Origin of the sequence: Microbacterium sp. LMI1x-1-1.1 (genome assembly GCF_040676205.1) — a bacterium.
Classification (GTDB): Bacteria; Actinomycetota; Actinomycetes; order Actinomycetales; family Microbacteriaceae; genus Microbacterium; species Microbacterium aquilitoris.
Map to the genome: position 1 here is coordinate 1,102,091 of NZ_JBEGHM010000001.1, position 15,862 is coordinate 1,117,952.

General features: G+C 70.9%; 17 protein-coding genes. 8 read left to right on the forward strand and 9 right to left on the reverse strand.

Features of this window, described 5'->3' with window-relative positions:
* Positions 1-2: 2 nt before the first annotated feature.
* The 3 genes from MRBLMI1x_RS05340 to coaBC all read right to left on the reverse strand — a co-directional run bounded on the left by MRBLMI1x_RS05340 (position 3) and on the right by coaBC (position 3,995).
* Positions 3-899 (reverse strand): DUF1295 domain-containing protein, encoded by an 897-nt coding sequence (locus MRBLMI1x_RS05340; protein ID WP_363456890.1) that lies wholly within the window; start codon positions 897-899, stop codon positions 3-5.
* Positions 900-924: 25 nt separating this feature from the next.
* On the reverse strand, positions 925-2,727 hold the full coding sequence (locus tag MRBLMI1x_RS05345) for an AMP-dependent synthetase/ligase (protein WP_363456893.1): 1,803 nt from the start codon (positions 2,725-2,727) through the stop codon (positions 925-927).
* A 62-nt stretch (positions 2,728-2,789) separates the two neighbouring features.
* Positions 2,790-3,995: a bifunctional phosphopantothenoylcysteine decarboxylase/phosphopantothenate--cysteine ligase CoaBC gene (gene coaBC, locus MRBLMI1x_RS05350; RefSeq protein ID WP_363456896.1), complete on the reverse strand. Its 1,206-nt coding sequence runs from the start codon at positions 3,993-3,995 to the stop codon at positions 2,790-2,792.
* 42 nt (positions 3,996-4,037) lie between these two features.
* Here coaBC and MRBLMI1x_RS05355 point away from each other — a divergent pair, with 42 nt between their 5' ends.
* Positions 4,038-4,739 carry an NRDE family protein gene (locus MRBLMI1x_RS05355; RefSeq protein ID WP_363456899.1) on the forward strand — a complete coding sequence of 234 codons (702 nt, stop codon included), beginning with the start codon at positions 4,038-4,040 and terminating at the stop codon, positions 4,737-4,739.
* Positions 4,715-5,413, forward strand: a complete 699-nt coding sequence (locus tag MRBLMI1x_RS05360; protein WP_363456902.1) for a YdeI/OmpD-associated family protein — start codon at positions 4,715-4,717, stop codon at positions 5,411-5,413. The genes MRBLMI1x_RS05355 and MRBLMI1x_RS05360 overlap by 25 nt, the downstream gene beginning before the upstream one ends.
* Here MRBLMI1x_RS05360 and MRBLMI1x_RS05365 read toward each other — a convergent pair.
* A complete protein-coding gene (locus MRBLMI1x_RS05365; protein WP_363456905.1) occupies positions 5,393-6,319 on the reverse strand; it encodes an NAD(P)/FAD-dependent oxidoreductase in 927 nt (308 codons plus the stop codon). The genes MRBLMI1x_RS05360 and MRBLMI1x_RS05365 overlap by 21 nt on opposite strands.
* 67 nt (positions 6,320-6,386) lie before the next feature.
* Here MRBLMI1x_RS05365 and MRBLMI1x_RS05370 point away from each other — a divergent pair, with 67 nt between their 5' ends.
* Positions 6,387-6,938 (forward strand): helix-turn-helix domain-containing protein, encoded by a 552-nt coding sequence (locus MRBLMI1x_RS05370; RefSeq protein WP_363456908.1) that lies wholly within the window; start codon positions 6,387-6,389, stop codon positions 6,936-6,938.
* Positions 6,939-6,969: 31 nt separating this feature from the next.
* On the forward strand, positions 6,970-7,551 hold the full coding sequence (locus MRBLMI1x_RS05375) for a hypothetical protein (RefSeq protein ID WP_336126041.1): 582 nt from the start codon (positions 6,970-6,972) through the stop codon (positions 7,549-7,551).
* Positions 7,552-7,554: 3 nt separating this feature from the next.
* Here MRBLMI1x_RS05375 and MRBLMI1x_RS05380 read toward each other — a convergent pair whose 3' ends face one another.
* Both MRBLMI1x_RS05380 and MRBLMI1x_RS05385 read right to left on the reverse strand, forming a co-directional pair.
* Positions 7,555-7,926 (reverse strand): VOC family protein, encoded by a 372-nt coding sequence (locus MRBLMI1x_RS05380; RefSeq protein WP_363457824.1) that lies wholly within the window; start codon positions 7,924-7,926, stop codon positions 7,555-7,557.
* A 172-nt stretch (positions 7,927-8,098) separates the two neighbouring features.
* A complete protein-coding gene (locus MRBLMI1x_RS05385; protein WP_363456912.1) occupies positions 8,099-8,731 on the reverse strand; it encodes a hypothetical protein in 633 nt (210 codons plus the stop codon).
* Positions 8,732-8,907: 176 nt separating this feature from the next.
* Between MRBLMI1x_RS05385 and MRBLMI1x_RS05390 the strand changes: the two genes are divergently transcribed.
* Complete coding sequence (locus MRBLMI1x_RS05390) at positions 8,908-10,131, forward strand: HNH endonuclease signature motif containing protein (protein WP_363456915.1); 1,224 nt, start codon at positions 8,908-8,910, stop codon at positions 10,129-10,131.
* Positions 10,132-10,140: 9 nt separating this feature from the next.
* Here MRBLMI1x_RS05390 and MRBLMI1x_RS05395 read toward each other — a convergent pair whose 3' ends face one another.
* From MRBLMI1x_RS05395 to aztA, 3 genes are read right to left on the reverse strand one after another with little or no spacing between them, the layout of a single operon-like run.
* Positions 10,141-10,500 carry a hypothetical protein gene (locus MRBLMI1x_RS05395; RefSeq protein ID WP_363456918.1) on the reverse strand — a complete coding sequence of 120 codons (360 nt, stop codon included), beginning with the start codon at positions 10,498-10,500 and terminating at the stop codon, positions 10,141-10,143.
* Positions 10,501-10,505: 5 nt separating this feature from the next.
* Positions 10,506-12,188, reverse strand: coding sequence for a glucose-6-phosphate isomerase (pgi, locus tag MRBLMI1x_RS05400; RefSeq protein ID WP_363456921.1), 1,683 nt, complete (start codon positions 12,186-12,188; stop codon positions 10,506-10,508).
* Positions 12,189-12,232: 44 nt separating this feature from the next.
* Positions 12,233-12,886 carry a zinc ABC transporter ATP-binding protein AztA gene (gene aztA / locus MRBLMI1x_RS05405; RefSeq protein ID WP_363456924.1) on the reverse strand — a complete coding sequence of 218 codons (654 nt, stop codon included), beginning with the start codon at positions 12,884-12,886 and terminating at the stop codon, positions 12,233-12,235.
* 54 nt (positions 12,887-12,940) lie between these two features.
* Here aztA and aztB point away from each other — a divergent pair, with 54 nt between their 5' ends.
* The 3 genes from aztB to MRBLMI1x_RS05420 are packed head-to-tail and all read left to right on the forward strand — an operon-like array spanning position 12,941 to position 15,860.
* The gene (aztB, locus tag MRBLMI1x_RS05410) at positions 12,941-13,786 is read left to right on the forward strand and encodes a zinc ABC transporter permease AztB (RefSeq protein ID WP_363456927.1); all 846 of its coding nucleotides are present in this window, start codon (positions 12,941-12,943) and stop codon (positions 13,784-13,786) included.
* Positions 13,783-14,967: a hypothetical protein gene (locus tag MRBLMI1x_RS05415; protein ID WP_363456930.1), complete on the forward strand. Its 1,185-nt coding sequence runs from the start codon at positions 13,783-13,785 to the stop codon at positions 14,965-14,967. Before aztB ends, MRBLMI1x_RS05415 begins: the two co-directional genes overlap by 4 nt.
* A complete protein-coding gene (locus MRBLMI1x_RS05420) occupies positions 14,964-15,860 on the forward strand; it encodes a metal ABC transporter substrate-binding protein (RefSeq protein WP_363456933.1) in 897 nt (298 codons plus the stop codon). Before MRBLMI1x_RS05415 ends, MRBLMI1x_RS05420 begins: the two co-directional genes overlap by 4 nt.
* Positions 15,861-15,862 lie beyond the last annotated feature (2 nt).

Below are 15,862 nucleotides of genomic sequence, written 5' to 3' on the forward strand. Positions count from 1 at the left end.
CGTCAGTGCGCGGCGACCTTCGCGCGTCCGAGCGAGGGCACGAGGACCGGCGTCGCGGTCTTGTACGCCTCGTAGTCGGCGTCGCCTCCCCAGCGCTTGTCGGCCTTCTTCTCGAGAAGCGGGATACCGCTCACCCGGGTCAGCAGCAGGATCACGAACACGGGCGAGAGCAGGCCGATCCACTGCCAGCCCTCGAAGACCGGTGCGGCGACGATCGCGACGCCGACCCACGCGAGGATCTCGCCGAAGTAGTTGGGGTGGCGGGAGCGCGACCACAGCCCGGTCCGGATGAAGCGGCCCTTGTTGGCGGGGTCCGCCTTGAACGCGTTCTTCTGCAGGTCGGCGACGACCTCGATGAGCATGCCGACGATCCAGATCACGACGCCGATGCCGGCGAACACGTCGAACGAGACGCGGTCCGCGGGCTCGGTCGCCATCGCGATCCACGCCGCGGCGGCCGTGATGCTGACCCAGAGGCCCTGCATGATCCAGACGCGCAGGAACGACAGCGGGTGGACCTTGATGTCGTCGAAGCGGTCGTCGCTGCCGGAGCGGTGGATGCGGATGAAGAGGAACGAGCCGAGGCGGGCCGCCCAGATGATCACCATCGCCGCCAGGGCGAGCGAGCGGGCGTCGGGCGACGGCGACAGGAGGGTGACGCCGAGCGTGACCAGGATGAACGTCGCGCTGCCGGTGGCGTCGAAGAAGCGCTCGGTGCGAGCGATCGCCGACGGGATGTAGACGAGCACCTGCACGGCGAACGCGGCGGAGACGGCGAGGGCGAAGACCGGGATGCCGCCGACGGTCGCGCCTCCCTGGCTGCCCGCGAGCCCGACGAGCGCGCCGATGACGAGCCCGACGACGACGGTGATGACGGCGGAACGGTTCTGCGAAGACATGGTGGCCTTTCGAGGCGGGGGAAGGTCAGCTGTAGAGGGCGGCGACGACGTCGGAGCCGCGCTCGAGGAGGACGCGGCGCTTGATCTTGAGCGTCGGCGTGATGATGGTGGTGTCGGCGAGGTCGGCGGCGATTACCGTGAAGCGGCGCACCTGCTCGCTGCGTGAGACGAGCGCGTTCGCGGCGTCGATGCTCCGCTGGATCCGCGCCCGCAGGCCTTCGTCGGGGATCTCGCGCAGTTGGCCGGCGGCGGGCGCATCGCCCTGGCGGGCGGCCTCGTCGGGATCGAGGACGATGAGCGCGGTGAGGTACGACCGTCCCTCGCCGACCATGACGGCGTGCGAGACGAGCGGGTCCGCTTCGACGGCGAACTCCCACGGGGCGGGGACGACGGTCTTGCCGGTCGAGGTGACGATGACGTCCTTGACCCGGCCGTCGATGATGAGCCGCCCTTCGGCGTCGAAGCGGCCGAGGTCGCCGGTGCGGAAGAATCCGTCGACGAAGGCGTCGGCGTCGTGCGCGGGGTCGCGATAGCCGCGGAAGACGCCGATCCCCTTCGCGAGGATCTCGCCGTCGTCGCCGATCCGGACGGTCGAGCCGGGGAGGGGTCGACCGACCGTGCCTGCACGGATGTCGCCGGGCAGGTTGCCGGTGAGCGGCGCGGTCGTCTCGGTGAGGCCGTAGCCCTCGATGACGGGAACCCCGATGCCGCGGAAGAACAGCGACACCTCGGGGTCGAGCCGCGCACCGCCCGAGAGGATGTAGTCGACCCGTCCGCCCATCACGGCGCGCAGGCGGCGGAAGAACAGGGTCTCGAACAGGCGCTGACGAACGGATGCCGGTGCCCGCCCGTCCGTGCGCTGCTCGGCCGCGCGTCCGCCCGAGACGGCGGTCGCGACAGCGGCGCGCCACACGCGGCCGAGGTGCGCGGCATCCGCCTTCTGCGCGGCGGCTGCCTGAATGCGCTCCAGAACGCGGGGGACGACGACGAGGAACGTCGGCCGGAGGACCGACAGCGTCTCGACGACCGTGCTCGGGTCGCTCAGATGCGCGATGCGCATGCCGTTCGCGAGGCAGATGAGCTGCAGTCCGCGTGCGAGGACGTGCGCGAGCGGCAGGAAGATGATCGTGTTGCCCTGCTCGTGGACGACCTCGCCGTAGGCCGCGGCGATGTTGAGCACCTGGCCGAGGAAGTTCCGGTGCGTGAGCACGGCTCCCTTGGGCTCCCCGGTCGTGCCGGAGGTGTAGACGATGGTCGCGGGTGCGTCGAGGTCGGCCGCCGTGCGGTGGCGCTCGAGGTCGGCATCCGTCACGTCGTCGGCCCGCGAGCGCAGGTCGTCGAGGGTCCGGATGCCGCCGGCCACCCGGTCGGCCGGGTCCATCGCGTAGGCGCCCAGGCGTCCCGCGCCGGTTTCGGCGAAGGCGTCGGCGAGGCGGCGGGTCTGGGCTTCGGTTCCGCCGACGCCCAGCACGACGCCGGCGTCGGCGACGATGCCGGCGACCTGGACGGGCGACGACGTCTCGTACACGGGCACGACGACGGCACCGGCGAACCAGGCGGCGAGGTCGGTGACGGCCCATTCGTAGCGGGTGGAGGCCATGATCGCGAGAGCGTCGCCGGGGGCGACACCCGCGGCGACGAAGCCCTTCGCGAGCCGGCGGACCTCGCCGAGGAACAGGACGGTGGATACCTGCCGCCACGAGCCGTCGCCGGTGGCGACGTCGAACGCGGCGTGGTGGGGAGCCTTCTCGGCACGCTGGACGAGGAGGTCCGTGACGTTGCGATGCCCGTCGACGGGCGCGAGAAGGGGAGTGTGTATCTGCGGCACACAGATGATTCGGAGCCCGAACCGAATCGGATGCCGCTATCTTCCGCGCGAGCGCGAGAGGGTCAGCGCACGCGCAGGACCGCGTCCCACAGGGCGTCGGCGACGACGCGCTTGGTCCCCGACGCCTGCGACGCGACCTCGTCGGTGGCGTCGACGAAGAGCACGCGGTTCTCGGCCGTCTCGAAGCCCTCCTGCCAGCCGACGCGGTTCACGGCGAGCAGATCGACGCCCTTGCGCGCCCGTTTGCGGATGCCGCGTTCGCGGAGCTCCGCGTCGTCGGCGGCCGTCTCGGCCGCGAAACCGACGATCGTCTGACCCGGATGGCGCGCCCGGACGAGTCCGATGAGGACGTCGGGGTTCTCGACGAGATCGAGGGTGACGGTGCCATCCTCCTTGCGGATCTTGACGTCCGAGACCTCGGGGACCGAGAAGTCGGCGACCGCGGCGGCCATGACGACGACGTCAGCCTCGGTGCTCGCGGCGCGCATCGCGGCATCCATCTCGACAGCGGTCAACGCACGTTCGACGGCGATCCGCGGGTGGTGGAGGGCCTTGTCGAGCACACCCTCGTCGACGTGCGCAGCGACGAGGTGGACGTACGCGCCGCGGTCGGCGGCGGCGAGGGCGACGGCCACCCCCTGCTTTCCGCTGGACCGGTTGCCGAGGAAGCGGACGGGGTCGATGGGTTCGCGCGTGCCGCCGGTCGACACCGTGACGCGCAGCTCCGCGAGATCGGATGCCGGGGCTCCGGCGGCAGCGAGGGCCGCCGCGACGATCTCGTCGGGCTCGACCATGCGCCCGGGTCCGCTGTCGCCGCCGGTCAGCGGCCCGTCGGCGGGGCCGACGATGTGCACGCCGCGCGAGCGGAGCGTCGAGATGTTGGCCTGCGTCGCCGCGTGGTCCCACATGGCGGTGTGCATGGCGGGTGCGACGACGACGGGCGCGGTCGTGGCGAGGAGGGTGACGCCGAGGAGGTTGTCGGAGATGCCGGCGGCCATCTTGGCGAGCGTGTTCGCGGTCGCCGGCGCGACGATCACGAGATCGGCCTGTGTGCCGAGGGCGACGTGGCGGACTTCGGCGACGTCGTCGTGCACGCTCGTCGTGACAGGATGGCGGCTGATCGCCTCCCACGTGGCGGTCCCGACGAAGCGCAGCGAGTCCTCCGTGGGAACAACGTGCACCTCGTGCCCGTTCGTCACCAGTGCACGGACCACCTGCACCGTTTTGTACGCGGCGATGCCGCCCGAGACGCCCACGACGACGAACATGGTCCGATCCTCCCACGGGGTCGGACGCGAAAGGCCACCACGATGTGCACCGTGATCGTCCACGTTCCCGAGGACGCCACGGCGGCGATCCGCGTCCTGGCCGTCCGCGACGAGGATCCCGCCCGTGCGTGGGATCCGCTCGGGCAGTGGTGGCCCGACCTTCCCGGGGTGATCGGCGTGCGCGACACCCGCGCGGGCGGCGCGTGGCTGGCGGCGGACCCGTCGGCATCCCGCCTCGCCGTCGTGCTCAACCGGGCCGACCTCATCGACGACTCGCTCGCGACCGGCTCCCGCGGGCACATCGTGCTCGACGCGGCGGCCGGACGCGGGCTGTCCGACGCGCCGCCGACGCACGGCTTCAACCTGCTGACGGTCACGCCGGGTCGCGCCCGCGTCTCGATGTGGGACGGCGAGTCGGTACGCGCAGTCGATCTCGCACCGGGCGTCCACATGATCGCGCACGACGACGTCGACGACCCGAAGACGGCGCGCATCGTCGCCTGGCACGACGCGTTCGCGGCGCCGTCGGGCGACGACTGGATCGCGGAGTGGCTCGGCGCGCTCGAACGCACCACGGCACTGGAACCGACCGACGACCGCGCCATCATCCGCGACAATCGCCCGCACGGCTACCCGACGCTGTCACTCCTCGTCTGCGCGGGATCGGTCTCCGCGAGCGGAGCCGAGGTCGTCTACGGCGAGTTCGACGAGCCCGGGGCGTGGAACAGCCTGCAGCTGCGCTGATCGCGTCGGATGCCGGTGGTACCGTCGCGACCATGGTGGAACCGGCATCCGACCCGATCTTCTTCGCCTCGGCGGCGGAGTTCGGCGACTGGCTCGAAGCCCACCACGAGACGGCTGTCGAGGTGTGGACGGTCTTCTACCGGAAGGGCGATCCGCGGTTGGGTCTGACGTGGGCCGACGCGGTGCCCGAGGCGCTGCGGTTCGGCTGGATCGACTCCGTCAGCCGCGGCATCGGCGACGGCGCCCGCATCCAGCGCTGGACGCCGCGGAAGTCCCGATCGATCTGGAGTGCCGTCAACATCGCGCACATCGAACGGCTGCAGGCCGAGGGGCGGATGCACCCCGCGGGACTCGCCGCCTTCGAGCGACGGACCCCCGACCTGTCGGGCGTCTACTCGCACGAGCAGCGGAACGAGCTCACGCCCGAGCAGGCGGCATCCCTCGCCGCGAGCCCGGCCGCCCAAGCGTTCTGGGATGCCGCCACGCCCTCGTATCGCAGGACCGTGGCGCACTGGGTGCAGAGCGCGAAGCGCGAGCAGACCCGCACCGACCGGCTCGCGACGCTCGTCGAGGACTGCGCGGCGGGCAGGCTCGTGCCGTTCCAGCGGTACGGCGAACCGCCGGCGTGGCTGGCCCGCGCCGCCGCGGCGGCCTCAGCTGCGCAGGGTCGCTGAAGCGGCGTCCTCCATGACGAGCGCCGCGTTGAGACCGGCGCCGGCCATCGAGCCCTGGCCCATCGAGAGCGGCACGTTGCCGAACGGGGTCACGACGTTGCCGGCGGCGAACACGCGTGGATGACTCGTCGCCCCGCGCATGTCGACGCGGAGGCCTTCGCCGGGCTCGGTGGATACGGCGAGGTCGAGGTTCGCCGCATAGTCGAGGTGCAGGCGCGGCGTCGGCGCGGTGAACAGCGCGTCGATCGCGTGCGCGGCGCCGTCCGCCGTGAGGGCTGCGGTCACCACGTCGTCGTCGGTCCGGAGCTCCGTGACCGGGCTGTCGACGAGGTGGATGCCGCGCCCCGCCAGGCGTGCGGCGACCGTGTCGTCGACGTCGCCGAGACCCGCGGTGAACGCGGTCACGTCATCGCTCCACTGCCGGACGAGCTCGATCTGGTGCAGGCTCGCGGGCGAGGTGGCGAGCACGCCGAGGCGATGCCCGGCGACCTCGTAACCGTGGCAGTAGGGGCAGTGGATCACGCCGCGGCCCCACTGCTCGCGCAGGCCCGGGACGTCGGGGAGGTCGTCGACGACGCCGGTGGTGAGGACCGCGCCGCGCGCGGCGAGGATGCCGCCGTCGTGCGCCACGGTGAGGTGGTCGCCGGCGTCGTCGATCGAGGTCACGGTTGTCTCGAGGAACTCGACCCCGTACGCCTCCGCCTCGACCCGGCCGATGCGCAGGAGCTCGGCGGGGGAGCGCCCGTCGTGTCCGAGTACGCCGTGCATGTGCGCGGCGAAGCGGTTGCGGGGAGAGCCGGCGTCGATCACGAGGACGCGGCGGCGCGCGCGCCCGAGCATCTGCGCGGCGCTGAGTCCGGCGGTGCCGCCGCCCACGATGACGGCGTCGTAAAGGGTGTCTGTCATGACGCCACGCTCCCGCGAGGAGGGCTGACATGGCAACTTACTTTGCCGAAGTGGCAAACTCGACCCCATGACGACGGATCCGACCCGCGTGGGGCCGCGCCTGCGCGCGGCGCGTCAGCAGCGCGGCTGGACGCTGGCCGACCTCGCGGCGAAGGCGGGGATGTCGATCAGCACGCTGTCCCGACTCGAGGCGGGCCGACGACAGGCATCCCTCGAGCTGCTGCTCCCGCTGGTGTCTGTCCTCGACCTGCGGCTCGACGACCTCGTGCGCGGAGAGCCCGTCGACCCGCGGGTGCGCCGCGCGACCGAGCGTCGGCACGGCATGGTCGTCGCGCCGCTGACCCTCGAGCATTCGCCGGTGCAGACCTACAAGATCCGGTACGCCGCGGCATCCACCGCTCCGGCGCCGAAGGTGCACGACGGCGTCGAGTGGTTCTACGTGCTGAGCGGCACGATCCGGCTCCTGCTCGACGGGGAGGAGCATCGGATCGGGGCGGGGGAAGCGGCCGAGTTCGACACGGGCCTGCCGCACAGCATCAGCGCCACCGAGGACGGTTTCGCCGAGGTGGTGAGCATCTTCAGCGCGTCGGGCGAGCGGATCCACGTGCACGGCTCGTGACAGTGTCGGCGGCCGGTCGTACGGTGTCGACATGAGAACCGACGAACTGTTTCTCGAAGCGGATGCCGCGTTGCGCTCCGTCATCGATCGCATCGATCCGGCCGACCTGTCGAAGCCGGCCCCGAAGGAGTGGACGTCCACTCCCGATCCCACCTTCCGAGACATCGTCTTCGCGCACGCGTACGACGAGGCCTGGGTCCCCGACGTGCTCGCCGGGAAGTCTCCCGCCGACGGTGACGAGTTCCGGAACGCCGACCTCCTCGGCGACGATCCGATCGAGTCATACGACCGTCTGAACGACACCGCGACGGCCGCGGTGCGGGAGGGTGTCGCGCCCGGGACGACGTTCCGGTTCCAGTACGGCGACTACTCCGTCGAGGAGGGGTTCGCCCACCTGGCGACGTATCGCGCGTTCCAGGCGTGGATGATCGCAAAACATCTCGGCATCCCGTTCCGCATGTCTCCCGAGCTCATCGCGGGGCTGAACGAGAACGTCGTCCCGCACGCCGACGAGTGGCGGCAGTTCGGGGTGTTCCCGCCGGCGATCGATCCGCCCGCGGATGCCGACGACGAGACGCGCCTGCTCTGCACCCTGGGCTTCTGGGTGCCGTGACGGTCAGCGCTCGTGGACCGCGAGGACGTTGCCCGCGGGGTCGCGGAACCACGCGATCGTCGGCCCGTTGCCGCGCATGATGCCCTTCGAGTCGGTGGGCATGTCGTCGTAGATCGCGGTCTCCACCCCTTTGGCGTTGAGGTCGTCGACGGCGGCCTCGACGTCGTCAACGGGGAAGTTCAGGATCGTGAAGCCCGCAGGCTCGTGATGCGGCTTGCCGTAGACGAGCACCGTGCCGCCTGACGCGAGGTTCAGGTGGAGGAATCCGCTGTCGAGCGTCGACACGTCGAGGCCGAGGATGTCGGCGTAGAAGGCTTGCGCCGCATCGAGGTCGTCGACCGCGAACCCGCTGTACGCGCCGTCGTTCTGGAACATGGCCGTCTCCTTCATCCGGGGATGCGACCAGGGTGCCGCTCGCGGCGGGGCTTGTCCAGGGGGAGGGTGTCGTGCCTGTGTGTTCGGGCGGGGATCTGCGCTCCCGCGGAGGCTCCGCGCCCCGAAGGTCCGCGCGAACGCGGAGCTCCGATCGATGGCAGGGGGCGAAGGGTCAGGAGCCCGGCGCGGGCTCCGAGGGCGACGAGTAGACCGGGACGGATGCCGGTCGCTCCGACGCGACGGCGAGGAGTGCCACGATCCCGAGTCCCAGTGTGCGGACGAGGAATCCGATCACGCCGAGCGCCGACGAGAGCCCGACGAACTGGACGGCCGTGGCCTGGTCGGCACCCGCGACGACCACCAGGCTGAGTGCGTCGCACGCGACCGACACGACGAGGGCGATCGCCGGCGCCCACCGCCAGGCGCGCGGGGCGACGGACGTGCGGCCGATCTGCACAACTGCAACGAGGCTCAGGGCGAGCGGAACGAAGGTCGATACCTCCCACGGGATGAGCGGGATGGGGTCCATGGGGTCCTGGAACAGGCCGACGATCCGCATCGCCAGGGGCCAGAGGGCGACGAGCGCGAGAGTGATCGTCCCGAGGGGGCGACGAGCGACCACGCTGTCGCGGGGTGACGTGCCGACCGCGAAGACGAGAACCGCAGCTGCCCAGAGCAGGTCGACGGAGGATGCCAGGACATCGGTCAGCGACGAGCCCAGCGTGGCACTGAGCAAGATGCCGGCCACCCCGCACGCGATCAGTCCGGCGCCGCCGATGGTCCAGGTGAGTCTGCGTCCGCGCATGCCTGCACGCTATCGGGTGAGGTCGGCGTGCGGTGGCCGGGCCGGGGCGGGCTGCGGGCGAAGCTCGCCCGTCGCAACGTGCCGTGGGATGCGGTCGGTTGCGACAGGGGAAGGGGTGGATGCGGGGTCGGGCTGGTGTCGGAACCGATGTCGGAACCCCCTTCTAGTCTGGGAGTATGTCCAGCCCTTCCCCGTATGTCGATGAGGTCCCCGAGGGGATTCCGACGACCCTGGACTGGGTTGTGTTGAGCGCGGACATGGCCACCATCCACGCGGCTCAGCGGTACGCGAGCATCGTCGAGTTGTGGGATGACGCGATCCGCGCGGCGACCCGGGATGAGGGTGCGTCGGTGCTGGTGGAACGGTCGGTGCGGCTCGAAGTCGCGTCGGCATTGCGGATCAGCGAGCACGCCGCGGGCCGTCTCATGGGGGTCGGGCGGGCGTTGGTGAAGCGGTACCCGGCGGTGTGGGAGTCGATGAGTCACGCGGACATCACCGACACGCACGCGACGATCATCGTCGACGGGCTCGATGAGCTCGAGATCATCCGGGATGAGCTGGTCCGCGAGGTACTCGCACTCGCGGAGGAGATGCCGACCGGGCCGTTCCGCCGCGCAGTGAAACGGATCGTGGACCGAGAGCGTGAAGCGACGATCGCGGAACGTCACGCGGATGCCGTCGCCCACCGGCACGTGCGCGTCGAACCCGGCGTGGACGGGATGGCGTGGCTCACCGCGCACCTCCCCGCCGTCGAAGCGCACGCGATCCACGGGCGGCTCACCGCTATCGCGAACACCCTCGATGATGAGCGTTCGCTGGACCAGAAACGTGCCGACGTGTTCGGCGACCTCCTCATCGACGGGGAGACCGAATCCCTTCCCGACACGGTGCGCGGCATCCGCCCGACCGTCACGGTCACCGTGCCCGCTCTCACGCTCCTGACTGGTGACGGCCCTGCCGCGCAGGCCGACGGCGTCGGGCCGGTCCCCCTCGACCGTGCCCGGGAGTTGTGCGGGGCGGCATCCGGGTGGATGCGGGTCCTCACCCAGCCCGACACCGGCGTGGTCCTCTCCGTCGGACGAGAGCACTACCGGCCCCCGGCCGACCTCCGCCGGCTCGTGACGTGGCGGGCCGCCCGGTGCATGGCCCCCGGCTGCGGGATCCCGGCGGATCGGTGCGACATCGACCACACCGTCGACTGGCATCACGGCGGGCACACCGACGCCGGCAACCTCGCACCCCTCTGCCGCGGGCATCACACCCTCAAACACCACACCGACTGGCAGGTCACAGCCCAACCCGGCGGGGCGCTCGAATGGACCTCACCCGCCGGCCGGGTCTACCTCGTAAAGCCCGAACGGCGGATTCCGCAGTTCTCCACCGACCCACCACCGTTCTAGGACCGACAGTCAGTCCTGCACGTCAACGGTCACGATGAAATCGTCGTCCGACACGTCGACGATGCGGTCGGTGTACATCTCGATCACGTCGCCTGCGTCTTCTTCGTCCATCCCGAGCAAGGCGCGTCCGCTGGGGATACGCGTGATCGGTATGCGGGAACCATCACGATCGATGGCCTCCAGCTCCACGATCGTGCCGGCGACCTCGATGACCTTCAGGCCCTCCGACTCCTCCAAGCCGTGATGCGTCTCGACGAAAGGACCGTCAGCCCCGGGGATGACAGTCCATTCCACACGCGTGAACCGGACGAGTTCGGGGCCGCAGCAATCGTGCTCCCACCCACCGACTTCGACCTCGAGACGCGTCACGAGCCTCAGGCGCGGTGGTCGCGGTAGTACTCCAGGAGCGCCTTGGTCGAGGCATCCTGCGAGTCGAATGCGTCGCTGTCGCCCTCGATCGCGGGCGCGATCTGCATGGCGAGCTGCTTGCCGAGCTCGACGCCCCACTGGTCGAACGAGTTGATGCCCCAGATCGCACCCTGCGTGAACGTGATGTGCTCGTACAGGGCGACCAGTTCGCCGAGCACCGTCGGCGTCAGGGACGGCGCGAAGATCGACGTCGTCGGACGGTTGCCGGGGAACGTCCGTGCCGCGACCAGTGCACCGGTCGTGCCCTCGGCCTCGACCTCCTCGGCCGTCTTGCCGAACGCCAGCGCCTTCGTCTGCGCCAGGAAGTTCGCGAGGAACAGGCCGTGCACATCCCGGTCGCCGTCGGTCAGCGCGTAGGCGGGGTTCGCGAACGCGATGAAGTCCGCCGGGATCAGTCGCGTGCCCTGGTGGATCAACTGGTAGAACGCGTGCTGCCCGTTCGTGCCCGGCTCACCCCAGAACACCTCGCCGGTGTCGGTCGTGACGGGGGAGCCGTCCCACCGCACCGACTTGCCGTTCGACTCCATCGTCAGCTGCTGCAGGTACGCGGCGAACCGGCTCAGCTGCTGCGCATACGGCAGTACCGCGTGCGACTGCGCGCCGAGGAAGTTCGTGTACCAGACGTTCAGCAGGCCCATCAGGACCGGCACGTTCTGCGCGAGCGGCGTCGTTCGCACGTGCTCGTCCACCGCGTGGAATCCGGCCAGCAGCTCGCGGAACGTGTCGGGCCCGAACTCGATCACGAGCGACAGTCCGATCGCCGAGTCGACCGAGTACCGGCCGCCCACCCAATCCCAGAAGCCGAACGCGTTCGCGGTGTCGATGCCGAAGTCCGCGACCTTGTCGAGGGCCGTGGACACGGCCACGAAGTGGTGGGCGACGGCATCCTTCTTCTGCTCGTCGCTGCCGTCGATGGCCCCCGCTGACGCGAGACCCTCCCACAGCCAGTCACGGGCGAGGCGCGCGTTGGTCAGCGTCTCGAGCGTCGTGAACGTCTTCGAGGCGACGATAAACAGCGTCGTCTCGGGGTCGAGGTCCTTCGTCTTCGACGCGATGTCGAACGGGTCGATGTTCGACACGAAGCGCGCTGAGATGCCGGCATCCGCATACGGCTCCAACGCCGCCGAGATCATCACGGGCCCGAGGTCCGACCCGCCGATGCCGATGTTAACCACCGTCTCGACCTTCTTGCCGGTGATGCCGGTGAACTCGCCCTGGCGCACCCGGCCGGCGAACTCGGCCATCGCGTCGAGCACGCCCTGCACATCGGCGTCGACGTCCTGACCGTCGACCGTCAGCGACGGCGTCGCGTCAGCGGGACGGCGGAGAGCGGTGTGCAGCACGGCACGATCCTCGGTCGTGTTGATGTGCTCGCCCGCGAGCATCGCGGCGTACCGCTCGGCGACGCCGGTCTGCTCGGCGAGGCGCACGAGGGCGGCGACGATCTCGTCGGTCACGAGGTTCTTCGACAGGTCGACGTGCAGGTCGGCGACGTCGTGCGTCAGTTTGGCGACGCGCTCCGGGTCTGCCGCGAACCAGCCGCGCAGATCGGGGGTGAAGCCGGCTTTCAGCGACTCGAGTTCAGCCCAGGCGGACGTGGTGGTGGCATCGATCGGAGCGTTGGTCACCCCTCAACGCTACTCACGTTCCGACCCCTCCGCCCCCGCGTGTCTCACGCGGTCGGCGCATCCGCGATCCGACCCGCCGCGAGCGTCACGACCTCGTCCACCTCGCCGAGCTCGCCGAGGTCGTGCGTCACCACGACGACCGCCGCACCCCTGTCGGCCGCGACGCGCAGAGCGGATGCCGCGGCTCGCCGCGACGCATCGTCGAGACCGCTCGTCGGCTCGTCGAGGAGCAGCAGATCCGCGTCCTGCGCGAGCGCCTGTCCGACGAACGCCCGCTGGCGCTGACCTCCCGAGAGCGCACCGAGCGGACGTGAGGCGTACGGCGTCAGCCCGACCGCGTCGATCGCCTCGGCGACTCGCTCTCGGTCCCTCCGTCGCAGCGGGAGAAAAGCGCCGCGCTCGCGCCAGCGGCCCATCGACACGAGATCGGTGACGGTCAGGGGCAGTCGAGCGGTGTCGGCGGTGTGCTGCGGCACGAGTGCGATCGCCGTTCCCGGGCGCATCTCGACCGCGCCCGACGTCGGCGCGCGGAGCCCCGCGAGCACGGATACGAGCGTCGACTTGCCTGACCCGTTCGCGCCCACCACAGCGGTGAGCACGCCGGCGCGAACGTCGAGATCGACGCCGTCGAGGGCGCGGTGCCCGTCGATGTCGACGCAGACCTCACCCAACCGGACGACGACCCCTGAGCTGTGCATCCGACCAGTATTGCAAATGAAAACCGTTCTCAATTACGTGTACAGTCGGGCACCGTGTCCGTGCTCCTCGATCCGTTCGCCGTCGCCTTCGTCCAGCGCGCCCTCGTCGGTGGCGCCCTCGTCGCGGTCGTCTGCGCCGTCGTCGGCACGTGGGTCGTCCTCCGCGGCATGGCTTTCCTCGGCGAGGCGATGGCCCACGGCATGCTGCCCGGGATCGCGGTCGCCACTCTCACCGGGTTCCCACCCGTGGCCGGCGCGGCCGTCAGCGCGGCGGCGATGTCGCTCGGCGTCGGAGCCCTGCAGCGCCGCGGCCGGATCTCGGCCGACACCAGCATCGGCCTCCTCTTCGTCGCGAGTCTCTCGCTGGGGGTCATCGTCATCTCGGCCTCGCGCAGCTTCGCGACGGATGCCTCGGCCATCCTCTTCGGCGACATCCTGGCGATCGAGCGGGGCGACCTCGTGCTCCTCGCCGTCGCTGCGGCTGTGACCCTGCTGGTCGCCGCCGCGGGCCACCGCTCCTTCGTCGCACTCGCCGTCGATCCGAGGCAGGCGCAGCTGCTCGGCCTCCGCCCTCGCCTCGCGCACATCCTGCTCGTCGGCCTCGTCACCCTCGCTGTCGTCTCGGCCTATCAGGCCGTCGGATCGCTCTTGGTTGTCGGCATGCTCCTCGGACCGGCCGTCGCCGCCGGCGCGTGGACCCGCCGCATCGTGCCGACCATGGCGCTCGCGGCCGTCATCGGCACCGCCGCCGTGGCCGTCGGCCTCGTCCTCTCATGGCACCTCGGCACCGCCGCGGGAGCCACCGTCGCCTTCACGGCGATCTGCTCCGGCGCGGTGTCCACCGGCATCCGCGCCCTCATCCGCCCCACCCGCTCCGCCCTCGACGAAAGGACCGCATGAACCGCCGCGTCCCGATCGCCCTCGTGCCCGCCCTCGCCCTCACGCTCGCCGCCTGCCAGTCGGCGCCGGCATCCGTTCCCGAACCGACGGGCGAGGGACACGGCGCCATCGCGGGCGCGACCGAGCTGGCCGAGCCTGCTCTGCACCTCACGAGCGTCACCCCGGGCGGTGAGGTCCACCACCTCGACCTGCTCGACGAGACGACCGAGACCCTCGGCGAGATCACGCCGTCGACCTCGCTCGAGACCGACGGTCGGTTCCTCTACGCGGGGCGCGACGGCGGTGTCGGGATCGTCGACAGCGGCGTCTGGACGTGGAACCACGTCGACCACTTCCACTACTACGAGGCTCCCGCTGCGGTCCTCGGCGACCTCGCCGGCGACGGCGAGCCGACCGTCGTCGCGAGCGACCTCGGCGCGGGCATCCGGTTCGACGGGGGAGAGGCCGTGCTCCTCGACCTCGACGCGCTCAAGAAGGGGCGCATCGAGGAGCGCTTCCGCCTCGACGTCCCCGCCGGCCCCGGCATGGTCGTGCCCCTGCCGACGGGCGCGCTCGTGACGGATGCCGACGGTCTCCGCCACGTCGACGCGACCGGCGCCGACGTCGAGACCGTGCCCTGCAATGATCCCGCCGGTTCGATCGCCACGAACGTCGGCGTTGTCGTCGGATGCGCCGACGCTGCGATCCTGGCGGTGACGGATGCCGACGGCACCTCGTTCGAGCGGATCCCCTACCCCGAGGGTGCCGACGACCGCGCGCTCTCCTTCGCCGCACGCGAGGGGCGGCCGACGGTCGCCGGCCTCACCGGCGGCGACGCGTTCTGGCTGCTCGACACCCGCGAGCGCGCGTGGACCCGCGTCGATGCCGGCGAGCCGCTCGCCCGCGTCGCCGCGGTCGACGACGCCGACCAGCACGTCGTCGCCCTCACGACGAAGGGGGAGGTTCTCGTGATCGACGGCGAGAGCGGCAAGGCGATCGCGCGCACGAAACCGCTCGTGGCGGCATCCCTCGCCGATCCCGCACTCGCGGCGGGCGTGACCCTGCAGATCGACGCGAACCGCACCTATCTGAACGGACCCGCCGAGAACGTGATGTTCGAGATCGACCACGCCGATTCCGGGCGTATCGCCCGCACATTCGAGGCAGACGCGCCTGCCTTCGTCGCGGAGACGGGCCGATGAGGCGCGCGCTCGCCGCGCTGGTGGTCGCCGTCGTCGCCACGCTGACCGGCTGCGCTGCGGCCGGCAGCGACCGGCCGACCGTCGTCGTCACGACCGACCTGCTCGGGGACATCACGGCGAACCTCGTCGGTGACGAGGTCGATGTCGTCACCCTCATGCCCCGCGGCAGCGACCCGCATTCGTTCGAGCTCTCAGCGCGCGAAGCCGCCCGCATGCGCACCGCCGACCTGCTCGTCTCGAACGGGCTGGGGCTCGAAGAGGGCGTGCAGCACCACGTCGACGCCGCGGTGGCCGACGGGGTCGCCTCGTTCGTGGCGGGCGACCACATCGAGCCGCTCGACTACGCCGACTCGGATGCCGTCGACCCGCACTTCTGGACCGATCCCACGCAGACCGCCCGCGTGGTCGAGGCGCTCGCGCCGCAGCTCGCGCAGATCGCCGGGGTGGAGGCATCCGTCGTCGAGAAGGCGGTCGCTGCCTACCTCGACGAGCTCGACGAGCTGGATGCCGACATGGCCGACACCCTCGGTGCGATCCCCGCCGAGCGCCGGGCGCTCGTCACGAACCATCACGTCTTCGGCTACCTCGCCCGGCGCTATGACGTACGGATCCTGGGGGCGGCGATCCCGGGTGGGACGACGCTCGCCGCGCCCAGCGCCTCGGACCTGAAAGGCCTGGTCGACGCGATCGACGAGGCCGGCGTGACGACGATCTTCGCCGACTCGTCGCAGCCCGACCGGCTCATGCGGGTGCTCGCCGACGAGGCCGGCCGCGACGTCGATGTCGTCTCGCTGTTCACCGAGTCCCTCGCCCCCGAAGGCTCGCCGGGCGGCTCCTACCTCGACATGATGCGACGCAACCTGCAGAGCATCGCCGACGGCCTCACCCCGTGAGG